This is a genomic window from Methylobacterium oryzae, from assembly GCF_036441375.1.
GTDB classification, from domain to species: Bacteria; Pseudomonadota; Alphaproteobacteria; order Rhizobiales; family Beijerinckiaceae; genus Methylobacterium; species Methylobacterium oryzae_A.
Genome location: NZ_MLCA01000001.1, coordinates 45,713 through 65,000 on the forward strand (window position 1 = coordinate 45,713; position 19,288 = coordinate 65,000).

A 19,288-nucleotide genomic window follows, 5' to 3' on the forward strand; every position below is an offset into this window, starting at 1 on the left:
GCGGTCACAACAGGGGACCGTCCGAGCCGCTTCACCACTTGTAGCTGACTTTCGCCAGCACCCGCCGGGCGTCGCCGTAGAAGCACGACACGTTCGACTGGCAGGAGGCGACGAAGCGCCGGTCGGCGAGGTTGGTGGCGTTCACCTGGAAGCGCCAGTTCTCGTAATCGTAGTGCACCTGCGCGTCGAACAGCACGTAGTCGGGCACCCGCAGGGTGTTGCCGACGTCCGCGAACGAGCTGCCGACGTAGCGCACGCCGCCGCCGAAGCCGAAGCCGCGCCACGGCCCGAGCGGGATGGTGTAGTCGGCGAACAGCGAGGCCAGGGTCTGCGGGATGTTGACCGGCGTCTTGCCGACCCGCACCGGGTCGGGATCCCGCACGGTGGTGAAGTCGAACTTGGTGAACGAGGCGACGAGGTTGAGGCCGTCGGCGACGTTGGCCACGAGCTGCGCCTCGAAGCCGGTGGAGCGCACCGCGCCGAGCTGCGTGTTGAACAGCGTGTTCACCGGGTTCGGGGTGAGCACGTTGTTGCGGTGGATGTCGAAGCCGGCCAGCGTCAGGAAGTAGCCCTGGCCGGGCGGCTCGAACTTGACGCCGCCCTCGACCTGATCGCCCGTATCGGGCCTGAAGGCCCGGTTGTTGATGTCCGAGCCGATCTCGGGCTGGAACGAGGTCGCGTACATGATGTACGGCGCGAGGCCGAAGTCGAAATTATAGATCGCCGCCGCCCGGTAGGTGAAGGCGCTGTCGTTGCGGCCGTTGGTGTTGGCGGGCGTCAGGCGGTCGTAGACGGTGTTCTGGACGAAATCCTGGCGGCCGCCGAGGATCAGGGTCAGCTCCGGCGTGAGCTTGATCTGGTCCTGGAAGTAGAGGCCGACCTGCTGGAACGAGTCGGCGTTGACCAGGTAGGGCGAGGCCGACACCGTTTGCGGGCCGTAGATCGGCGCGAAGATGCTGAGGTTCGGGCCTGGGAAGCCCGAGGCCTGATTGTCGTGGATCTGGAAGTTCCGGTACTCGATGCCCATCAGGAAGTCGTGGCGGAAGAAGCCGTCGGAGAACTTGGCCTCGGCCTGCGTGTCGACGTCGAGCTGCGCGATCTTGGCGGAATCCCGGAACAGGTAGCGGCCGAGCTGCGTCTGCAGCGGGTCAGCGTAGCCGAGCTGGCCGATATACGAGTTCTGGTAGCTCTGCGTGTAGGCGTAGCGGGCGTTCTGGCGCACCGCCCAGGTGTCGTCGAAGACGTGCTCGAACTCGTAGCCGATGAAGGCCTGGTCGCGCTGGTAGGTGTTGAAGCCGGCATCCCCAACGTTGAGCGAGCGCGGGATGCGCAGGCCGAGCACGGTCGGCCGGGCCGTGCCGTAGTAGGGCAGGAAGTTCGCCGTCACCGCCGTGTTGTCGTGCTGGAAGCTCGACAGCACCGTGAACTTGGTCGACCCGTCCGGCTTATAGGTGAAGGCCGGGGCAATGTAGTAGCTGTCGTCCGGGGCGCCCTGGACCTGCGTGCCGCCGTTGCGGGCGTAGCCGGTGAGCCGGGTGAACCAGTGGCCCTCCCGGTCGGCCGGCCCGCCGACGTCGAAGGCGGCGTAGCGCTGGTCGAACGAGCCGCCGCCGACCTCGATGTAGCCGAACGGGTTCTCGGTCGGGCGCTTGCTGATCTGGTTGATCAGGCCGCCCGGATTGCCGGCGCCGAACAGCACCGCGGAGGGGCCGCGCAGCACCTCGACGCGCTCCAGCCCGAACGTGTTCACCCGGCTGTAGGCGAAGCCGTAGTTCAGGAGCTGCAGGCCGTTGAGGTAGAGGCCGTAATCGCTGACCACGAAGCCGCGCAGCTGGAAGAAGTCGAGCCGCGTGTCGGCGCCGAAGGTGCCGGCGTAGGTGCCGGCGACGTACTGGGTCGCCTGGGTGAGGGTCTGGGCGTTCTGGGTGTCGAGCTGCTGCCGGCCCACGACGGTAATCGATTGCGGGGTCTCGATCAGCGGGGTGTTGGTCTTGGTCGCGGTCGCCGAGCGCTTCGCCACGAAGCCGTCGATCGGGCCGGTCGGGCTCTCCACGGCGGGCGCGCCTGCGCGGACCGCGGAGGTCGGCCCGCCGCCCTGGCCGGTGACGCTGAGCTCCTCGAGCTGCACGCTGCCGCCGGCCGGCGGGTTGGCGGCGCCGCGCCGCGGCGGCGTCGCGTCCTGGGCCAGGGCCAGGCCCGACAGGAACGGCGCGGCCTGGGTCAGCACGGCGAGCGAGGCGCCGGCGAGCAGGGCACGCAGGGTCAGGTGCCCGGCGGCGCGCCGGATCACGTTGGGGGCGCCGGGGAGGGGTTGGGCGGCTCTCATGGTCTCTTGCCGGATGCGACGCTGCGGGCAGCCGGCCGCGCGCGCCGGATTCGCTCCGACGTCTCAGCCGCGCTGTTTAGAATTGTGATAAACTACTGTAATACTTGATCTTTCTATACACGGACTACGGACAGCCGGGCGCGGCCGCAAGCGGCCCTCGCGCGGAAGGCGACGGCTGTTGCCGTAGTGACACGTATCGGTGGCGCAGGGGTCGCGGCGCGACGGAAGCCGCCCAGGGCTGTCGATGGGGCTACTTCACGCGGCCCGCGAGCCAGCCCGCCAGGACGTCCGCGACAGCGTCGCTGTTCGTCTCCAGCATCATCATGTGGCCGTTGCCGTGGAGGCCCTGGTCGGCCAGCCGGACCACGTCCGGCCTGGCGCCGGCCTGGGTCAGGAACGCGATCGTGCAGTCGTCGTAGGTGGCGTGGAAGGAGGCCTCCGCGGTCACCACCACGGCCGGCACCTTGGCGAGGTTCGGCAGGGTTCGGACGGGCTCGCCCTGCAGCCAGCAGCGGATCCGCCCGTCCGCCGCCTTGTCGGGCTTGGACTCGGATCCTTTCGCCTGCTGCGCCACGGTCAGGTCCTCGGGCGCCTTGACCGGCGGGTCGAAGGTCAGCGGCATGCGGGTCAGCCCGTAGGCGCGGGCGCGCCCGTCGCCGGTCTTCTCCCAGAACTCCTTGCCGCCGCGAAACTGCACGTCGAAGAAGGGCGGGCCGTTCGGCTCGACGGCGACATGCGCCTTCACGAGGTCCGGCCGCGCGTCCGAGGCCGCCCAGCCGAACAGGGCCCCCTGGCCGTGGGTGACCAGGATCGCCGGCCCGATCCTGTCCAGCAGCGCCACGAGGGCCGGGTCGACCAGCTCCTCGGTCTGCTGGCTGTTGGCCAGGAATGGGACCTGGCTGGCGAAGAACTGGTCGAAGGCGGCGTTGCCCTGCACGCCGGCCCCGCCCGGCCAGCGGGTGTGGAGCTTGGCCTGGGGGTAGAGGTCGTAGACCTCCGGGGCCGTGTGGGTGCGCTCCAGGCTGCGGGTGCCGAGCCGGTCGTAGGGACCGTAGACTTCCGGGTTGGTGCCCGAGCGCCCGCGCCCGACCTGATCGACCACGTAGACTTGGTAGCCCTTCTCGACGAAGCGCTGCACCCAGCCCGGGCGGCCGTCCGCGGTGGCAAGGTAGTTCACGCCGGTCTGGGCGAGGCCGTGCACCATCACCACCGGGTAGGGCTGCGTGATCCGGGCCGGGGTGCGCGACTGCACGAACATCTGGCCGATCATCACGGTCTTGTCGCCGAGCTTCTGGTAGCGGCCACCGATGTAGAAATAGCCGGCGCGGGTCACCGGCTCGGCCGAGCCCGGCTCCGCCGCCTGCGGCCGGGGCGAGCTCGGCGAGGCGGGGGTCGCGCTCCGCGGCGCCGCGTCGGCGGGATNGCCCGGCCGCCAGCCCAGCGGCCAGGATCAGCCCCGAAACGGCGAGCAGCGCCGCGCGGGCGCCGTTCGCGATGCCGCTGCCGGCCATGCCGTCTCTCCCGGATGCGCGCCGCTCCGCGCCGGCGCTTATTGCGGGAAACGCAACGTTCGGCCAGCCAGGAAAGCTGCGCTGTCCCGCGCGATTCGCCTTCGGTCGGACGAAGCGTCGCGGTAACTAGGATCGCGGCCGAGCCCGGCCCCCCGCGCATGCCAGGCGCGACCGCGGCGGTGCTGGCGCTGGGCGGGCGGCGCGCCCACCTTGTGGAGGCACCGGCGCCACCAGCGGCGCCCCTCGCCCGGATCGCCCGCGGCGGGGCGAAGCCTAAGGACTCCCGCCGTGGATCCCGAAACCGCCAAGACCGTGGTCTCCGCCGCCCTGGTCGCGTCCATCACCCTGTTCAGCCTGGTATCGCTCCAGGCCTTCGTCGCCCAGATCCTGGCCGACCTCCGCGACGCCGGATCCGCCCCGAAAGCCGTGCCGGTCCCGGTCCGCGCCGACCGGCGGGATCCGCCGCAGGCCTGACCGGCCCGCGCCGCGGCGGCCGAATGTCACCGACCCGGGCGCCGATCAGGCCCCGTCCTGCCGGGCCCGCTCCCGCAGGATGAACTTCTGCACCTTGCCGGTGGACGTCTTGGGCAACTCGCCGAAGACCACGTGGCGGGGGAGCTTGTAGGAGGCCAAACGCCCTCGGCACCACTGGATCAGCTCGTCGGCCGTGGGGGTCGCGCCGGGCTTCAGCTCGACGAAGGCGCAAGGGGTCTCGCCCCATTTCGCGTCAGGCTTGGCCACCACCGCGGCCGCGGCCACCGCCGGGTGCTTGAACAGGGCGTCCTCGACCTCGATCGACGAGATGTTCTCGCCTCCTGAGATGATGATGTCCTTCGAGCGGTCCTTGAGCTGCACGTAGCCGTCCGGGTGCTTCACCCCGAGATCGCCGGTGCGGAACCAGCCGCCCTTGAAGGCAGCCTGCGTGGCGGCGGGATTCTTCAGGTAGCCGCGCATCACCACGTTGCCGCGCATCATCACCTCGCCGATCGTCGCCCCGTCGGCGGGCACCGGCTCCAGCGTCTCCGGGTCGCGGACGTCGAGGGCCTCAAGCACCGGGTAGCGCACGCCCTGGCGGGCCTTCCGGGCCGCCCGCTGGTCAGCGGCGAGCGCGTCCCAGTCGGCGTGCCAGGCGTTGACCACGGCCGGGCCGTAGCTCTCGGTCAGGCCGTAGAGGTGCGTGACGTCGAACCCCGCCTCCGACATGCCGGCCAGCACCGCCTCCGGCGGCGGTGCGGCGGCGGTGAAGAAGGCCACGCGCCGGGGCAGGTCGCAGCGCTCGGCATCGGAGGCGTTGATCAGCATCTGCATCACGATCGGCGCGCCGCAGAGATGCGTGACCCCGTGCTCGGCCATCAGCCGGTACATGGCCTCCGCCCGGACTTGGCGCAGACAGACATGGGTCCCGGCCACGATCGACAGGGTCCAGGGGAAGCACCAGCCGTTGCAGTGGAACATCGGCAGGGTCCAGAGATAGACCGGGTGCTGGCCGAGCCCGCCCGTGATGACGTTGCCGAGCGCCAGCAGCGCCGCCCCGCGATGGTGGTAGACCACGCCCTTCGGGTCGCCGGTGGTGCCCGACGTGTAGTTCAGGGTGATCGCGTCCCACTCGTCGTCCGGCAGACGCCACGCGTGCTCCGGGTCGCCCTCGGCCAGGAAGGCCTCGTAGTCGGTCGCGCCGAGGCGGGCACCCGGGCCGTCATATTCGGGATCGTCGACGTCGATCACGAAGGGCTTGGGCTCGAGCCCCTCCAGGGCCGCGGCGGCCGTCCGGGAGAACTCGCGGTCGGTGATCAGCACCTTGGCCTCCCCGTGCTGGAGGCAGAACCGGATCGCGCCGGCGTCGAGACGGGTGTTGAGGGTGTTGAGCACCGCCCCGGCCATCGGCACGCCGTAATGGCACTCGATCATCTCGGGGGTGTTGGCGAGCAGGGCCGCCACGGTGTCGCCGCGGCCGATCCCGCGCGCCGCCAGCGCCGAGGCGAGGCGGCGGGCGCGGGCATAGAGCTCCCGGTAGGGCCGCCGCAGGCCGCCGTGGACCACCGCGACGTGGTCGGGAAACACCCGCGCGGCCCGGTCCAAGTAGAGCAGGGGCGTCAGCGGCTGGTGGTTGGCCGGGACGCGGTCGAGGTCGCGGTCGTAGATCGTGTCGCGGGCCATGCCCGTCCTCCCGGCAAAGTGTTGCCGGGACAGTAGCTTGCCGGGACGTTCGCGATCAATCGTGAGGCGCAGGCTTCCTCGGTGACGCGCCCCGTGCTGGGCTCAGACGCGCTCAGTGGCGCTGCTCGTCCTCGGGCTCCGGCAGGAAGCGGGCGAGCTCGAAGCCGATCTCGATCATCAGGTGCTCGATCCGGTCGGTGAGCGTCGGCCGGTGCAGGGCGCGGGCGAGGTCGCGCAGGGCGATGATGTGCTCGGCCATCCGGTTCACCACCCGCTCGCTCTGCACGAGGTTGGCGGCCTGCTCCTCGGTGCGGTCGATGGCGATGCCGCGCCCCCGGGTCGCCCCGCCGGCGGGGTCCCGCTCGATCCGGCCGCGCATCAGCAGCGTGCGGATCCCGGTGCGCGTGTCCGTCGTGCGGAACTCTGCCTCGACGGGACCGCCGGTCTCGGCCACCGCGTGGAGATAGCTCTCGATCCGGACGCGGTCCTCGGGATGGGTGCGATCGAGGAAGGCCTCCAGGGACACGCCGGCGGCGGCCGCCTCAGGGTCCAGCCCGAGCAGATCCGCGAGCGAGGCCGAGAGCGCCAGCTGCCCCGCCCAGTAATCGTGGGCCCAGGTGCCCACGACGCCGGAGGCCTCCAGAATGGATTGCGGGATCGGGGCTTCGGACATGCCATTCCTCGATGGGGCGATCCTTGTCTTTAAACTTGAGGTTTTCACCCCCACCAAGCTCCTCGTCTCACCCGCGCTCACGCTACGGTATCCGGGCGTCGCTGGAAAGGCTGTTAACCCTCTATATGCCAAGAATCTTAACTTGAAGTTTAGACTGCTGTCCTGCCGCCGCACTGGGCCGGGATATCCGGACGGACCACGGTCTTAACGGCTCGTTAACCATGTCGGCCCCAACCTGTGCCCGGACATCCTTGGGTCACAGGATCGCGGCACGCCGCAAATCCCATACCTGAGGTTGGCACAGACGGCGCGGCGACCGGCGGTTGCGGGCGCCCGGACGGATGCATGGGGCCTTCTGGAGGACGCCCGGGATGAAAGCGATCACCTTCGTCACGCAGAAGGGCGGCAGCGGCAAGAGCACGCTGTGCATCTCCCTGGCGGTGGCCGCCCGGGAGGCGGGCCACACGGTCTGCATCCTGGAGATGGACCGGCAGGCCACGATCTCCGACTGGCTGGACCACCGCACGGCCGACGGTCCCGAGGTGGCGCAGATCGACGCCACCCAGATCGACGCCGTGATGGAGCGCCTGCGCGACTCTGCCTACGACTACGTGTTCATCGACACGCCCGGCGTCGACTCCACCGGCACTCTCTCGGCGATCCGCGCCGCGGATCTGTGCATCATCCCGTGCCGGCCGACGCCCGCGGACCTGCGGGCGTTCAAGCCGACACTGGCCGCCGTCTACCGGCTGGAGAAGAAGTTCGCCTTCGTGCTGAACCAGACCCCGCCGCGCTCCTACCGGGTCCGCGACGCCGCGGACGGGCTCGCGGTGCTCGGCATCCTGCCCGACGTGAACATCGTCGCCCGCACCGACCATCAGGACGCGATCGGCCTCGGCCAGGGCGTCACCGAATTCAACCCCAAGGGCCAGGCCGCCGGGGAGGTCCGCCGCCTCTGGTCCTGGATCGAGCGCCGCACGCAGTCCCTGAGGACGGGCCAGCATGTCCAAGCCGCCTAAGCTCAGCCTCGCGGCGATCGTGGCCTCGGCGAGCCCGCCGGCCCGGTCCGCGCCGGCGGTCCGGCCGCAGGGCGCCGAGATCGTGTCGCTCTCCCTCGCGCCCCCGGCGCCGAAACCCGCGGCCACGCTCAAGCAGCGCGCCCGCCAGATGTCGGTCTACCTGGAGCCACCGGTCTACGACCAGCTGCGCGACCTCGCCTACGCCGAGCGGACCAAGATGCACGCGCTGATGCTGGAAGGTCTCGACCTGCTGTTCAAGCAGCGCGGCGCCCAGTCAATCGCGCAGCTCACCGACACGCAGTCCCGCTGAGGGCAGGTCGGCTCGCACCCGCAGCGGCGCGGCCACTCTGGGTGCGAGCCGCTGTTCCGCAGGCAGCGGCCGCCCCGTCGGGCCATCCCAGGACCGCGCCGCGGCGCCGGAGCGGGGCACCGACCACGGCTCCGGATCCCGGGCGCGCCCGCGGCGCCCCGAAAGGAGGGCGCGGATCGACCGGCGCGCGGCCTCCGCGCCTGCCCCGTTCCGGGCCGCCGCGGCCCTGACCCTGCCCCGCGCCCACACGGAAAAGACGGGTGCCGCGCTCCGGGACGGCCCGATGCGCGCGACGGTGCGATGGCGACAAACCCGTTCCGAGACAGAGGCTTGCCTCCTGCTCCTCGCGCATCGCTCGAGATCCGGGCAGGCGCACGGCCCGCTTCCTGAGCCCGGTCGCGCCCCATCGTTCAGGCTTCCTTTACGCGACCGCTACAAATCTGGGTGGACTGGTCGCGGCCCTGTGCACGCGGCCGGCTCCGGTCCGGTCGGGCCCCGGTCACGCGTAGAGTTTGGTGAACCCCACGATGGTGCGCACGACGCTTCCCCGGCCTGCGCGCCTCGCCCTACGGCTCATGGCCGTCTCGGGCGTGGCCCTGGCCACGGCCAACTGCGCGACCTCGCCCCAGCAGAAGCTCGCCGCCGGGAACGGGATCGACCCGAAATACGGGGTCAAGGCGAGCCCGCGCCTCTACAACGAGGGCGACGTGATCCCGAAGGGCGGCGGGCGCCGCTACACCGGCAAGCCCTACGTGGTGGCCGGCCAGACCTACGTGCCGAAGGAGAATCCGAACGGCTACGTGCGCGAGGGGCTGGCCTCCTGGTACGGCGCGGCCTTCCACGGCCGCATGACAGCCAACGGCGAGGTCTTCGACCGCCACTCGATCGCCGCCGCCCACCCGACCCTGCCGCTGCCGAGCTACGCCCGGGTGACGAACCTCGACAACGGCTACTCGATGCTGGTGCGCGTCAACGACCGCGGCCCCTACCATGCCGGCCGGGTCATGGACGTGTCGGAGGAGGCGGCCGACGCGCTGGGCTTCCACCGGAAGGGCACCGCGCGGGTGCGCGTCGAGTATGTCGGCAAGGCCTCGGTGGCCGGCAGCGACGACCGCAAGCTCCTCGCCAGCCTGCGCACCGACGGGCGGCCGGCCGGCCGCTCGACCGTGATGGTGGCCGATCTCGGCCCGACGGAGGACACGGAGCGCTACACGCGCTCCGCCCCGGCGCTGGCCTTCAAACCCGCCGAGGCGGAGGAGGCCGAGAAGGCGCCCGCCGAGGCCCCGGCCACGCGGCCCGAGCGGACAGCGCCGGTGCGCGCGCCGATCGTGCTGGCCTCGGCCGCCGTGACGGTCCCGGCGGCCGTGCAGCCCACCGCCCCGAGGCCGTAGGCGAGCGCCGCCGCGGTCGGCTCGTTGATGATGCGCAGCACCTCGAGGCCCGCGATCTTGCCGGCATCCTTGGTGGCCTGACGCTGGGCGTCGTTGAAGTAGGCCGGGACCGTGATGACCGCCTGCGTGACCGGCTGGCCGAGATGCGACTCGGCGGTCTCCTTCATCTTCTGCAGCGTGAAGGCGGAGATCTGCGACGGCGAGTACGCCAAGGCGGCGGCCGCCAAGCACGGCGCGCCGGCCGGGGCCGCCCCCGCCACGACATCCCCCAGGGCACCCGTCTCCAAGGGGCCGTCCACCAAAACCGCCGCGAAGGCGGGACACGCCCGCCTCGCCGGGATCTACTGACGGCCGCCCCGGACGCCGCCCCGCCGAAGGATCCGGCGGCCGACGCGGCGTCGATGCGGCATTTCGCATTCGATCCGGCGCCGAAACCGTAATATGGTCACGCTTGTTATTGGGATACGGCCGGGATGCTTCCGGTCCGACGGCAGGCGCGGGACGGAACGGTGATGCGCAGACCCCTTCTCACCCTTCTCGCGGCCGCCTGCGCGCTGGGCGCCGGCCTCGCCGCCGCCGCCGCGCAGAGCTTCCAGACCGCGGCCCCGCACGCGATCCTGATCGACGCCGATTCCGGCTCGGTCCTGTTCGAGAAGGCCGCCGACGAGCGGTTCTCGCCGGCCAGCATGGCCAAGCTGATGACCACCGACATCGTGTTCGAGGCGCTGAAATCCGGCCGCCTGTCGATGGACACGGAGTTCACCGTCACCGAGGACGCGTGGAAGCGCGGTGGGGCGGGCGGCGGCGGCTCGTCGATGTTCGCGCAGGTCAACAGCCGCATCAAGATGGCGGACCTGCTGCGCGGCCTGATCGTGCAGTCGGGCAACGACGCGGCCATCACCATCGCGGAGAACATGGCCGGTTCCGAGGAGGCCTTCGCCGGGCTGATGAACCAGCGCGCCAAGGAGATCGGGCTGACGAACTCGACCTTCCGCAACGCCACCGGCTATTCGGCGCCCGACCAGAAGGTTACGGCCCGGGACATGGCGAAGCTCGCGCTGCACATCATCGAGACCTACCCGGACTACTACAAGATCTTCTCCGAGAAGGAGTTCACCTGGAACAAGATCCGCCAGCAGAACCGCAACCCGCTGCTCGCCCTCGACATCGGCGCGGACGGGCTCAAGACCGGCTACCTGGAGGAATCCGGCTACGCGCTCACCGGCTCGGCGGTGCAGAACGGCCAGCGGCTCGTGCTGGTGGTCTCGGGGCTGAAGACCGCCCGGGACCGTGCCGCCGAGTCGCGCAAGCTGATGGAATGGGGGTTCCGCGCCTTCGAGCCGCGGCAGGTCTTCGCGCCGGGCGAGACCGTGGCCGAGGCCTCGGTGTTCGGCGGCCAGACCGGCTCGGTGCCGCTGGTGGCGAAGAAGCCGGTGCGGGTGCTGCTGCCCCGCGGCTCCAGCGACCGGGTCAGCGCCAAGGTGATCTATACCGGGCCCCTCGTGGCCCCCGTGGAGGAGGGCCAGCGGGTCGGCGTCCTGCGCATCCAGCGCGGCGACACCGTCGCCCTCGACCAGCCGCTCGTCGCCGGCGCCGCGGTGGAGCCCGGCACCCTGTCGCAGCGGGCGATGGACGCGGCGCTGGAATTCGGCACCGGCCTCGTCCGCAAGGCCTTCGACCGGGGCGGCAAGGGCGGGGACAAGGGGGCCGACAAGGGTGCTGCCGGGGCGGCCAACCCGTCGTGACGGGGCGCGCGTGACCGGGCCGCTGTCCGGGGATCCCGCCGAGGCGGGCGGCACCTTCATCACCTTCGAGGGCGGGGAGGGAGCCGGCAAGTCGACCCAGATCGCCCGCCTCGCCGCGACCCTGCGCGCGCGCTCGGGCCGGCCCGTCTGCGTGACGCGCGAGCCTGGCGGCTCGCCGCGGGCGGAGGAGATCCGCACGGCGCTGCTCGACGGCGTCGCCAAGCCCTACGGCCCGTTCGCGGAGGCCCTGCTGTTCAGCGCCGCCCGGATCGACCACCTCGACCGGCTGATCCGCCCGGCGCTGCGCCGGGGCGAGACCGTGCTGTGCGACCGCTTCATCGACTCGACCCGGGCCTACCAGGGCGCAGCCGGGGGGCTCGATCCTGGGCTCGTGGACGCCCTGGAGCGGGTCGTCGTCGGCCCGACCCGGCCCGACCTCACCCTGATCCTCGACCTCGCCCCCGAGGCCGGCCTCGCCCGCGCGGCCGGGCGCGGCGCCGGGACGGGGCAGGGGGCCGACCGGTTCGAGGCCGAGGCCCTCGACTTCCACGTCCGCCTGCGGGAAGCCTTCCTGGCGATCGCCCGGGCCGAGCCGGACCGCTGCGCGGTGATCGACGCGTCCCTCGACCCCGACGCGGTCGAGGCGGCGATCCGCGCCGCCGTCGCGGGCCGGATGCCGGACCTGTTGCCGGACCTGCTGCCGGGCGCGGGCAGCCGCGGCGATGCGGCGTGAGGATGGCCCGACCTAGCCGATCCCGGTCCCATCCCTGTAAGCAGCGGCAGGAGCGCCGCAGGGACCCGAGCCTGCAGGCACGCGCCATGAAGCCCATCGCATGAAGCCCACCGACCGCGCCGCCGACGACGTCGAGCCCGGGGACCTCGCCGGGATCCCGCGCCCGCGCGAGACCCTCGGGCTCGTCGGCCACGCGGCCGCGGCCGAGGCCTTCGCGGCCGCCATCGCGGCGGGGCGCCTGCACCACGCGTGGCTGATCGGCGGCGCCCCCGGCATCGGCAAGGCGACCCTAGCCTACCGGGTCGCCCGGCGCCTGCTCGCCTACCCCGGGGGCGGCGGCCCGGCGGGCCTCGACGTGCCGGCGGGCGATGCCGTCCTCGGCAAGGTGGCGGGCCTGTCGCATCCGAACCTCGTGGTCCTGCGCCGCCACCGGAGCGCCGGCGCCAAGACGCTGCCGACCAAGATCTCGGTCGACGCGGTGCGCCGCGCCCTCGACCTGTTCGCCTCGACGGCCGCGGATTCCGGCTGGCGCGTCTGCATCCTCGACAGCGCCGAGGACCTGAACGCCAACGCCGCGAACGCCCTGCTCAAGGTCCTGGAGGAGCCGCCGCCCCGCGCGCTGTTCCTGATCCTGTCCCACCAGCCCGGCCGGCTGCTCCCGACCATCCGCTCCCGCTGCAGGGCGCTGATGCTGCGCCCCCTCCCGCCCGAGGATGTCGCCCGGGTGGTGCGCGGCCTGCCCGAGCCCTTCGCGCAGCCCGACGAGACCGCCCTGGCCCGGGCGCTGGCCCAGTGCGAGGGCTCCGTCGCCCGCGCGCTCGCGATGCTCGATCCGGTCACCGCCGGCCTCGTGGCCGAGATCGAGACCCTGCTGGCGCGGGCGCGCGCACCCGACTGGGGCCGGGTGCTCAAGCTCGCCGAGACCCTGGCGGGCCGCGACGCCGAGGCGCGGTTCGAGGCCGCCCAGGACGCGGTGCTGCGCTTCGTCTCGGCCGAGATCGACCGGCGCCGGGACGAGCCCCCCGCCCGCCTCGCCGCCCTGGTGGAGGTCGCCGACCGGTTCGGCCGCGCCGCCCGGGAGGCGGCGATCTACAACCTCGACCGCCGCCCGGTGGTGCTGTCGCTGTTCGGGGACCTCGCCGCGGTGGCGTAGGCCCGGCGGGCGCCCGTCCTCGCTGCCCACCCGCACCCGGCATCCGCCCCGACATCCGCCCCAGCATCCGGCGTGGAACCGTCCGGCCCCGGCTCCGTTGTCTGTGCGATGACAGTGTACTGTCATTTTGACAACACCCTGCCACTTGGACATGCCCTATGGAGCCCGACCCACCCCGGACAGCGCGCGACCGCAACCGCCCCAGGCACGCCCTGTCGGATCTCGTGGTCGCGGTGTTCCGCCTCAACGGCGGCCTGCTCGCGGCGGGCGACACGCTGGTGCAGGACCTCGGGCTGACCAGCGCCCGCTGGCAGGTGCTGGGGGCCATCGCCCTCGCGCCCGCGCCCCTGCCCGTCGCCCACATCGCCCGCAACATGGGCCTCGCCCGCCAGTCGGTGCAGCGCCTCGTCGGCGAGATGCAGGCCGACGGGCTGATCCGACTCGCGCCCAATCCCCATCACCGCCGCGCGCCCCTCGTCGCCATGACCCCGCGGGGCGCGGACGCCTACGGGCAGGCGATGGCGCGCAACGCCCTCTGGTCGGACGGGCTCACCGAGGGCCTCGCGCCCGAGGCCGTCGAGGCCGCCACCGCGCTCCTGCACAGCCTGCAGCGGCGGATCGAAGCCTCCCACGGCGCCATCGCGTCCATCGCCGGCACGCTCCGGGAACAGGACCCCGGAGAGGGCCGGCAGGAGAACTCGCGAGAGACCCCGCAAGAGCACCTGCAAGAGACCCGACAGGAGCCCCACGGATGACCGACGCCGACGCCGCCCCGAGCTACGACACCGACGTGATCGTCGTCGGCGCGGGTCCCATCGGCCTGACCGCGGGCTGCGCCCTGCGCCATCACGGCGTGTCGTGCCTGCTCCTGGAGCAGCGCACGGAGGTCAGGGCGTACTCGCGGGCCAACAATATGTGGGCCCGCCCGCAGGAGCTGCTCGCCGGCATCGGCCTGCGCGACGCCCTGGCGGAGAACGCCTACCCGGTCCGCACCATCAACTTCTTCGTCAACGGCGCGCCGACGACGCCCATTCCCGTCGCCGACGTCGCCAGCCCCTATCCCGACGTGCTCTACAGCGGGCAGGACGTGATCGAGCGGACCCTGATCGACGCGTTCGCGGCGCGCGGCGGCCGGCTGGAGCGGGGCTGCACGGTGACCGGCCTCGACCAGGACGGGACGGGCGTCACCGTGACCCTCCGGCGGGGCGCGGACGGGCCCGAGACGCGGCTGCGCGCCCGCTACTGCGTGGCCGCCGACGGGGCCCGGAGCACGATCCGCGCCCGGCTCGGCCTGGATTTCGAGCCCGAGCGGCTGGCGGGCTGCATGAACCGGCAGGTCGATGCCCGGCTGTCCTGGCGCCGCGGGTCCGAGCCGGACCAGCTCTGGTTCTTCTACTACCCGCGCGGCTTCGCCGGCATCATGCCGGTCTGGGGCGGCTACCACCGGCTGTTCTTCCTGGCCGACGACACCGGCGTGGCGGACCGCGACCCGACGCTCGACGAGATCCAGGCGCTCGCCCGGGAGGTCACCGGCGACGAGACCCTCGCCCTGAGCGACCCGCAATGGCTCACCCACAGCCGCTTCGCCCACGGGGTCTCCCCCGGCTACGCGCGGGGCCGCGTGTTCCTGGCGGGCGACGCCGGGCACCTGTCCCTGCCGATCGGGGGCCAGGGCATGAATGCCGGCCTCCACGACGCGGTCGAGATCGCGTGGCGGCTGGCCATGACCCTGCGGGGCGAGGCGGCGCCCGCCATCCTCGACTCCTACGACGGCGAGCGCGGCGGCGAGCACGCCCGGCTGAGCGCCCAGCAGGTGCGCGGGTTCCGGTGGACCGTGTATCGGGGGGCCGTCACCGACACGGTGCTGGGGCTGGCCGCGAAGGCGCTGCCGAACCTGGGCTCCCTGCTGCAGGGGACGGACGACATGCAGCAGATGGGGGTGGACTATCCGGAAAGCCTCCTGAACGCGGATCACCTGTCGGGCCTGACGCGTCTGCTGCGGCCAGGGCCGAAGCCGGGCCAGCGCGCGCCGGACGCGGACGTGACCCGGGACGGGGCGCGCACGAGCCTGTTCCGGTTCCTCTACAATCCGGACGGATGGACGACCGGCTGGGCGCTCCTGTGCTTCGACGGCCGGTCCCCGGAGGTGGCTCCCGCCCTGCTGGAGGCGGTCCGTTCCGTCGCGCCCTGGCCCTGGCTGCGCCCGCGTCTGGTCCTCGCCGGGCCGCCGATCGCGGCGGGAGACACGCCCGTCCTCTCGGACCTGGACGGCCGGGCGCACGGCGCCTACGGGCTGGAGGGTCAGCCGACGCTCGTGCTGGTGCGCCCGGACGGGCACATCGCCTTCCGGAGCGGCGCGGACCGGATCGACCGTCTGACCGCGTATTGCCGCGCGCTCTTCGAGGCGGCGGATTGCGCGGCCGGGGAAGCGGCGCGGCCGGAGGCGGCGTTCGCCGAGTGAGGCCGGCGGAGGCCGCGGCCCCGAGGGCAGCGCGCGGGACGGCCACCCCCGTCATCCCGGCGTGCGCGGGACGATGACGCGCGTCGGCAGCCGGCGGCGATTCGCCCCGCGTCTCCNGGGCGGCTTAGTAAATCGACTATGAACGCACCAGAAATCGGAAAAACACATCGCCTGACACTCAGCCGGCCGCCGCGGCGCGGCGCCGATCCCGCAGGCGGCGACGGTTGCGTCGCGGCGCGGGCCGCGCGACAACGCGGGCAGCTTCCCGCGCTCATCCGGAACACCACAGACGTGACGTCCAACGCCCCGGCGAATCCCCGAAAGACCTTCGGTCTCTCGACCGCGATCTCCTACCCCAACGGCGCCCCCCATATCGGCCACGCCTACGAGGTGATCGCCGCCGACGCCGTCGCGCGCTTCCACCGGCTCGACGGCTACGACGTGCTGTTCTCCACCGGGACCGACGAGCACGGGCTGAAGATCCAGCAGGCTGCGAGCCGGGCCGGCACCACGCCGCGCGCCTTCGTCGACGGCACCGCCGCCCGGTTCCAGGCGATGGCCGACCGGATGGACTGCACCTACGACCGCTTCATCCGCACCACAGAGCCCGGCCACTACGCCGCCGCCCAGGAGATCTGGCGGCGGATGGAGGCCAACGGCGACATCTACCTCGACAAGTACGCGGGCTGGTACTCGGTCCGAGACGAGGCCTACTACGACGCGTCCGAGACCCGGCTCCTGGAGGACGGCAGCCGCCGCAGCCTCGCCACCGACACGCCGGTCGAGTGGATGGAGGAGGAGAATTTCCTCTTTCGTCTGTCCGCCTACCAGGACCGGCTGCTCAAGCTCTATGAGGATCAACCGGACTTCATCGGGCCGGACACCCGCCGGAACGAGGTGGCGAGCTTCGTGCGCTCCGGCCTCAAGGACCTCTCGGTCAGCCGCACCAATTTCGACTGGGGCGTGCCGGTGCCGGGCCACCCGAACCACGTCATGTACGTGTGGGTCGACGCTCTGACCAACTACCTTACCGTCACCGGCTTCCCCGACGCGGAGAATCCTCGGAAGAAGTTCTGGCCAATGGATCTGCACATCATCGGCAAGGACATCGTCCGGTTCCACGCGGTGTACTGGCCGGCCTTCCTGATGTCGGCCGGGCTGCCCCTGCCCAGGCGGGTCTTCGGCCACGGCTTCCTGCTCTCCAAGGGCGAGAAGATGTCGAAGTCGCTCGGCAACGTCCTCGACCCGTTCGAGCTCGCCGACACCTACGGGGTCGACCCGGTGCGCTACTTCGTGCTGCGCGAGGTGCCGTTCGGCGGCGACGGCAGCTACAGCCACGAGGCGATCATCGGCCGGATCAACGCCGATCTCGCCAACGACCTCGGCAACCTCGCCCAGCGCTCGCTCTCGATGGTCGCCAAGAACTGCGACGGCGCGGTGCCGGATCCGGGCAGCCTGGACGACGCGGACAGAGCCCTGTTGGCCCAGGCCGATGCCCTGCCAGCGCGGGCCCGGGACCTGATGGGCGAGCTGGCGCTCCACACCGTCCTGGCCGAGATCTGGGCCGTGGTGGCCGAGGCCAACCGCTACTTCGCCGCCCAGGAGCCCTGGAAGCTCCGCAAGTCCGACCCGGCGCGGATGAACGCGGTGCTGTACACGACCCTGGAGAGCTTGCGCGCCTTCGGCATCCTGACCCAGCCTTTCGTGCCGGGGGCGGCGGAAAAACTCCTCGACCTGCTGGCGGTGCCGGCCGACCGGCGCAGTCTCGCCGATGTGGGGGAGGGGGGGCGCCTCGTGCCCGGCACGGCGCTGCCCGCCCCCGCGCCGATCTTCCCGCGCTTCGAGCGCCCCGAAGCTCCGGCAGCCTGACGGCCCCGAGACCCGATGCTCATCGACAGCCACTGCCATCTCGACTTCCCGGACTTCGCCGCCGACCTCCCGGGCGTGATCGCCCGCGCCAAGGCCGCCGGCGTCACCGGCATGCTCACGATCGCCACCCGGGTCGCCAAGGCCGACACCTACCGGGCGATCGCCGAGGCGCATCCGGAGGTCTGGTACACGATCGGCACCCATCCCCACGGCGCCGCCGAGGAGCCGGACGTCGCCGCCGAGACGATCGCGGGCCTCGCCCAGGCCAACCCGCGCTGCGTCGGGATCGGCGAGGCCGGGCTCGACTACCACTATTCCGACGCGGCCCCCGAGGCCGTGCAGGAGCGGGTGCTGCGCGCCCACATCGCGGCGGCCCGCCTCGCCGGGGTGCCGCTGGTGATCCACGCCCGGGACGCCGACGACCACATGGAGCGGGTGCTCGCCGACGAGATGGGCCGGGCGCCGTTCCGGGCGGTGCTGCACTGCTTCTCGTCGGGGAGGCGGCTGGCGGAGGCCGGGGTCGAGCTGGGACTGTACGTGTCCTTCTCGGGCATCGTCACCTTCCGGCGCTCGCACGACCTGCGCGACATCGCCCGGGCCGTGCCCCGCGACCGGATCCTGGTAGAGACCGACGCGCCGTTCCTGGCGCCCGAGCCTCATCGGGGGCGGACCAACGAGCCGGCCTACACGGCCGACACGGCCCGGTCGCTGGCCGAGACCCTGGGGCTGCCCGCCGAGGACCTCGCCCGGATCACGACGGCGAATTTTTTCGCGCTGTTCGACAAGGCCGCCGCAGCGCCTCCGGGCGCCGCGTGACGCGTGAGGAGCGGGAGATCCGGATGGCGAGCCTGACCCTGCGCATCCTCGGCTGCGGCTCGTCCGGCGGAGTGCCGCGGGTCGGCAGCGGCTGGGGCGCCTGCGACCCGGAGGAGCCGCGCAACCGCCGGCGGCGCTGCTCGATCCTGGTGGAGCGGAGGTCGGGGGCGGGGCGGACCACGCTGCTGGTCGACACCTCCCCGGACCTGCGCGAGCAGTTCATCGACGCCGGCGTGACCCGCCTCGACGGGGTGCTCTACACCCACGCTCACGCCGACCACACCCACGGGATCGACGACTTGCGCCCGCTGGTGATCGCCATGCGGGCCCGCATCCCGGTCTACGCCGACGCCCTGACGCGGTCGCTGCTCACGACCCGGTTCGGCTACTGCTTCGAGACGCCCCCCGGGAGCGCCTACCCGCCGATCCTCGACCTGCGCGACCTCGCCGCCGGCCGCGACCTGACGCTGGTGGGGGAGGGGGGCCCGATCACCGTGGAATCGCTCCCGGTGGAGCACGGCAACGAGGCCGCCCTGGGCTTCCGCTTCGGCGCGGCGGCCTACATGCCCGACGTCAGCCTCATCCCGGAGGCGAGCCTCGCCCGGCTCCACGGTCTCGACCTGCTGATCATCGACGCCCTGCGCGACACCCCGCACCCGACGCACTTCTCGGTCTCGGACGCCCTGGCGCTGATCGAGTCGGTCCGGCCCCGCCGGGCGGTCCTCACCAACCTGCACACCGACCTCGACTACGGCGCACTGGCGGCGCGCCTGCCGGACGGCATCGTGCCCGCCTATGACGGACTAACCCTGAGCCTCGACGTCTGAGCGCGGCCGAGAGCGCGAATCGGGCGTCACACGCCTGTCGTCCGCGGAGTCCAAGAAAATCGGCTTTCGGGCCAACAAGCCTGTTGACGGCCGGGAACCGTGGATCTATACCCCTGCTCATCGGCGCCGGCCGCGGAAGTGGACCGGGCGCTGAGCCATCTTCTGACAAGCGGCGGGACTGGCCGGCGGGATTGCCGGGCGGTCTTCTGTTTGCCTTCTGATGAGCCTCGGGCGACTGAGGCGTTCTTTGACAAGTTGGAATGAGGAAGGGAGACGCGGGCGGCGTTTGTCCTTGCG

At 72.1% G+C, this 19,288-nt stretch carries 16 protein-coding genes and 2 pseudogenes; 13 read left to right on the forward strand and 5 right to left on the reverse strand.

The window, feature by feature from the left end:
* Positions 1–31: 31 nt before the first annotated feature.
* Positions 32–2,326, reverse strand: a complete 2,295-nt coding sequence (locus MOTC310_RS00245; protein WP_331300405.1) for a TonB-dependent siderophore receptor — start codon at positions 2,324–2,326, stop codon at positions 32–34.
* A 250-nt stretch (positions 2,327–2,576) separates the two neighbouring features.
* Positions 2,577–3,837: pseudogene (locus MOTC310_RS00250) on the reverse strand (alpha/beta hydrolase).
* A 288-nt stretch (positions 3,838–4,125) separates the two neighbouring features.
* Here MOTC310_RS00250 and MOTC310_RS00255 point away from each other — a divergent pair.
* Complete coding sequence (locus MOTC310_RS00255) at positions 4,126–4,311, forward strand: hypothetical protein (protein ID WP_331291723.1); 186 nt, start codon at positions 4,126–4,128, stop codon at positions 4,309–4,311.
* A 45-nt stretch (positions 4,312–4,356) separates the two neighbouring features.
* On the opposite strand, the gene MOTC310_RS00260 is transcribed toward MOTC310_RS00255, so the two are convergent.
* Positions 4,357–5,994: an acyl-CoA synthetase gene (locus tag MOTC310_RS00260; RefSeq protein ID WP_331300406.1), complete on the reverse strand. Its 1,638-nt coding sequence runs from the start codon at positions 5,992–5,994 to the stop codon at positions 4,357–4,359.
* 112 nt (positions 5,995–6,106) lie between these two features.
* Complete coding sequence (locus tag MOTC310_RS00265) at positions 6,107–6,667, reverse strand: PAS domain-containing protein (RefSeq protein ID WP_331291725.1); 561 nt, start codon at positions 6,665–6,667, stop codon at positions 6,107–6,109.
* A 371-nt stretch (positions 6,668–7,038) separates the two neighbouring features.
* Between MOTC310_RS00265 and MOTC310_RS00270 the strand changes: the two genes are divergently transcribed.
* From MOTC310_RS00270 to MOTC310_RS00280, 3 genes are all read left to right on the forward strand, one after another.
* Entirely contained in the window at positions 7,039–7,686 is a 648-nt protein-coding gene (locus MOTC310_RS00270; RefSeq protein WP_012318487.1) for a ParA family protein, read from the forward strand.
* Positions 7,670–7,996: a ribbon-helix-helix domain-containing protein gene (locus MOTC310_RS00275; protein WP_331291726.1), complete on the forward strand. Its 327-nt coding sequence runs from the start codon at positions 7,670–7,672 to the stop codon at positions 7,994–7,996. Before MOTC310_RS00270 ends, MOTC310_RS00275 begins: the two co-directional genes overlap by 17 nt.
* Positions 7,997–8,844: 848 nt before the next feature.
* On the forward strand, positions 8,845–9,387 hold the full coding sequence (locus MOTC310_RS00280; protein ID WP_331301438.1) for a septal ring lytic transglycosylase RlpA family protein: 543 nt from the start codon (positions 8,845–8,847) through the stop codon (positions 9,385–9,387).
* On the opposite strand, the pseudogene MOTC310_RS00285 reads toward MOTC310_RS00280, so the two are convergent.
* Positions 9,378–9,593: pseudogene (locus MOTC310_RS00285) on the reverse strand (Hsp70 family protein); the annotation flags it as partial. The gene MOTC310_RS00280 and the pseudogene MOTC310_RS00285 sit on opposite strands and share 10 nt — an antisense overlap.
* On the opposite strand from MOTC310_RS00285, the gene MOTC310_RS00290 reads away from it, so the two are divergent.
* From MOTC310_RS00290 to MOTC310_RS00330, 9 genes are all read left to right on the forward strand, one after another.
* Positions 9,502–9,735 carry a hypothetical protein gene (locus MOTC310_RS00290; protein WP_331301487.1) on the forward strand — a complete coding sequence of 78 codons (234 nt, stop codon included), beginning with the start codon at positions 9,502–9,504 and terminating at the stop codon, positions 9,733–9,735. The pseudogene MOTC310_RS00285 and the gene MOTC310_RS00290 overlap by 92 nt on opposite strands.
* Before the next feature lie 164 nt (positions 9,736–9,899).
* Positions 9,900–11,132 (forward strand): D-alanyl-D-alanine carboxypeptidase family protein, encoded by a 1,233-nt coding sequence (locus MOTC310_RS00295; RefSeq protein WP_331291728.1) that lies wholly within the window; start codon positions 9,900–9,902, stop codon positions 11,130–11,132.
* 10 nt (positions 11,133–11,142) lie between these two features.
* On the forward strand, positions 11,143–11,865 hold the full coding sequence (tmk, locus tag MOTC310_RS00300; protein ID WP_331300407.1) for a dTMP kinase: 723 nt from the start codon (positions 11,143–11,145) through the stop codon (positions 11,863–11,865).
* 100 nt (positions 11,866–11,965) lie between these two features.
* Positions 11,966–13,018, forward strand: coding sequence for a DNA polymerase III subunit delta' (locus MOTC310_RS00305; RefSeq protein ID WP_331300408.1), 1,053 nt, complete (start codon positions 11,966–11,968; stop codon positions 13,016–13,018).
* Between the two features lie 158 nt (positions 13,019–13,176).
* Positions 13,177–13,773 carry a MarR family winged helix-turn-helix transcriptional regulator gene (locus MOTC310_RS00310; RefSeq protein WP_331300409.1) on the forward strand — a complete coding sequence of 199 codons (597 nt, stop codon included), beginning with the start codon at positions 13,177–13,179 and terminating at the stop codon, positions 13,771–13,773.
* Positions 13,770–15,479 (forward strand): FAD-dependent monooxygenase, encoded by a 1,710-nt coding sequence (locus MOTC310_RS00315; RefSeq protein ID WP_331300410.1) that lies wholly within the window; start codon positions 13,770–13,772, stop codon positions 15,477–15,479. The genes MOTC310_RS00310 and MOTC310_RS00315 overlap by 4 nt, the downstream gene beginning before the upstream one ends.
* 291 nt (positions 15,480–15,770) lie before the next feature.
* Complete coding sequence (gene metG / locus MOTC310_RS00320; protein ID WP_331300411.1) at positions 15,771–17,348, forward strand: methionine--tRNA ligase; 1,578 nt, start codon at positions 15,771–15,773, stop codon at positions 17,346–17,348.
* Positions 17,349–17,363: 15 nt separating this feature from the next.
* Positions 17,364–18,164: a TatD family hydrolase gene (locus MOTC310_RS00325; protein ID WP_331300412.1), complete on the forward strand. Its 801-nt coding sequence runs from the start codon at positions 17,364–17,366 to the stop codon at positions 18,162–18,164.
* A gap of 23 nt (positions 18,165–18,187) precedes the next feature.
* Positions 18,188–18,991, forward strand: coding sequence for an MBL fold metallo-hydrolase (locus tag MOTC310_RS00330; protein ID WP_331300413.1), 804 nt, complete (start codon positions 18,188–18,190; stop codon positions 18,989–18,991).
* Positions 18,992–19,288 lie beyond the last annotated feature (297 nt).

What these genes read in the sequence shown, in the direction of transcription:
- MOTC310_RS00245 (WP_331300405.1), bottom strand. Translation starts at nt 2,326, where the DNA reads ATGAGAGCCGCCCAACCCCTCCCCGGCGCCCCCAACGTGATCCGGCGC.
- MOTC310_RS00260 (WP_331300406.1), bottom strand. Translation starts at nt 5,994, where the DNA reads ATGGCCCGCGACACGATCTACGACCGCGACCTCGACCGCGTCCCGGCC.
- MOTC310_RS00265 (WP_331291725.1), bottom strand. Translation starts at nt 6,667, where the DNA reads ATGTCCGAAGCCCCGATCCCGCAATCCATTCTGGAGGCCTCCGGCGTC.
- MOTC310_RS00270 (WP_012318487.1), top strand. Translation starts at nt 7,039, where the DNA reads ATGAAAGCGATCACCTTCGTCACGCAGAAGGGCGGCAGCGGCAAGAGC.
- MOTC310_RS00275 (WP_331291726.1), top strand. Translation starts at nt 7,670, where the DNA reads ATGTCCAAGCCGCCTAAGCTCAGCCTCGCGGCGATCGTGGCCTCGGCG.
- MOTC310_RS00280 (WP_331301438.1), top strand. Translation starts at nt 8,845, where the DNA reads ATGACAGCCAACGGCGAGGTCTTCGACCGCCACTCGATCGCCGCCGCC.
- MOTC310_RS00290 (WP_331301487.1), top strand. Translation starts at nt 9,502, where the DNA reads ATGACCGCCTGCGTGACCGGCTGGCCGAGATGCGACTCGGCGGTCTCC.
- MOTC310_RS00295 (WP_331291728.1), top strand. Translation starts at nt 9,900, where the DNA reads ATGCGCAGACCCCTTCTCACCCTTCTCGCGGCCGCCTGCGCGCTGGGC.
- MOTC310_RS00305 (WP_331300408.1), top strand. Translation starts at nt 11,966, where the DNA reads ATGAAGCCCACCGACCGCGCCGCCGACGACGTCGAGCCCGGGGACCTC.
- MOTC310_RS00310 (WP_331300409.1), top strand. Translation starts at nt 13,177, where the DNA reads ATGGAGCCCGACCCACCCCGGACAGCGCGCGACCGCAACCGCCCCAGG.
- MOTC310_RS00315 (WP_331300410.1), top strand. Translation starts at nt 13,770, where the DNA reads ATGACCGACGCCGACGCCGCCCCGAGCTACGACACCGACGTGATCGTC.
- MOTC310_RS00325 (WP_331300412.1), top strand. Translation starts at nt 17,364, where the DNA reads ATGCTCATCGACAGCCACTGCCATCTCGACTTCCCGGACTTCGCCGCC.
- MOTC310_RS00330 (WP_331300413.1), top strand. Translation starts at nt 18,188, where the DNA reads ATGGCGAGCCTGACCCTGCGCATCCTCGGCTGCGGCTCGTCCGGCGGA.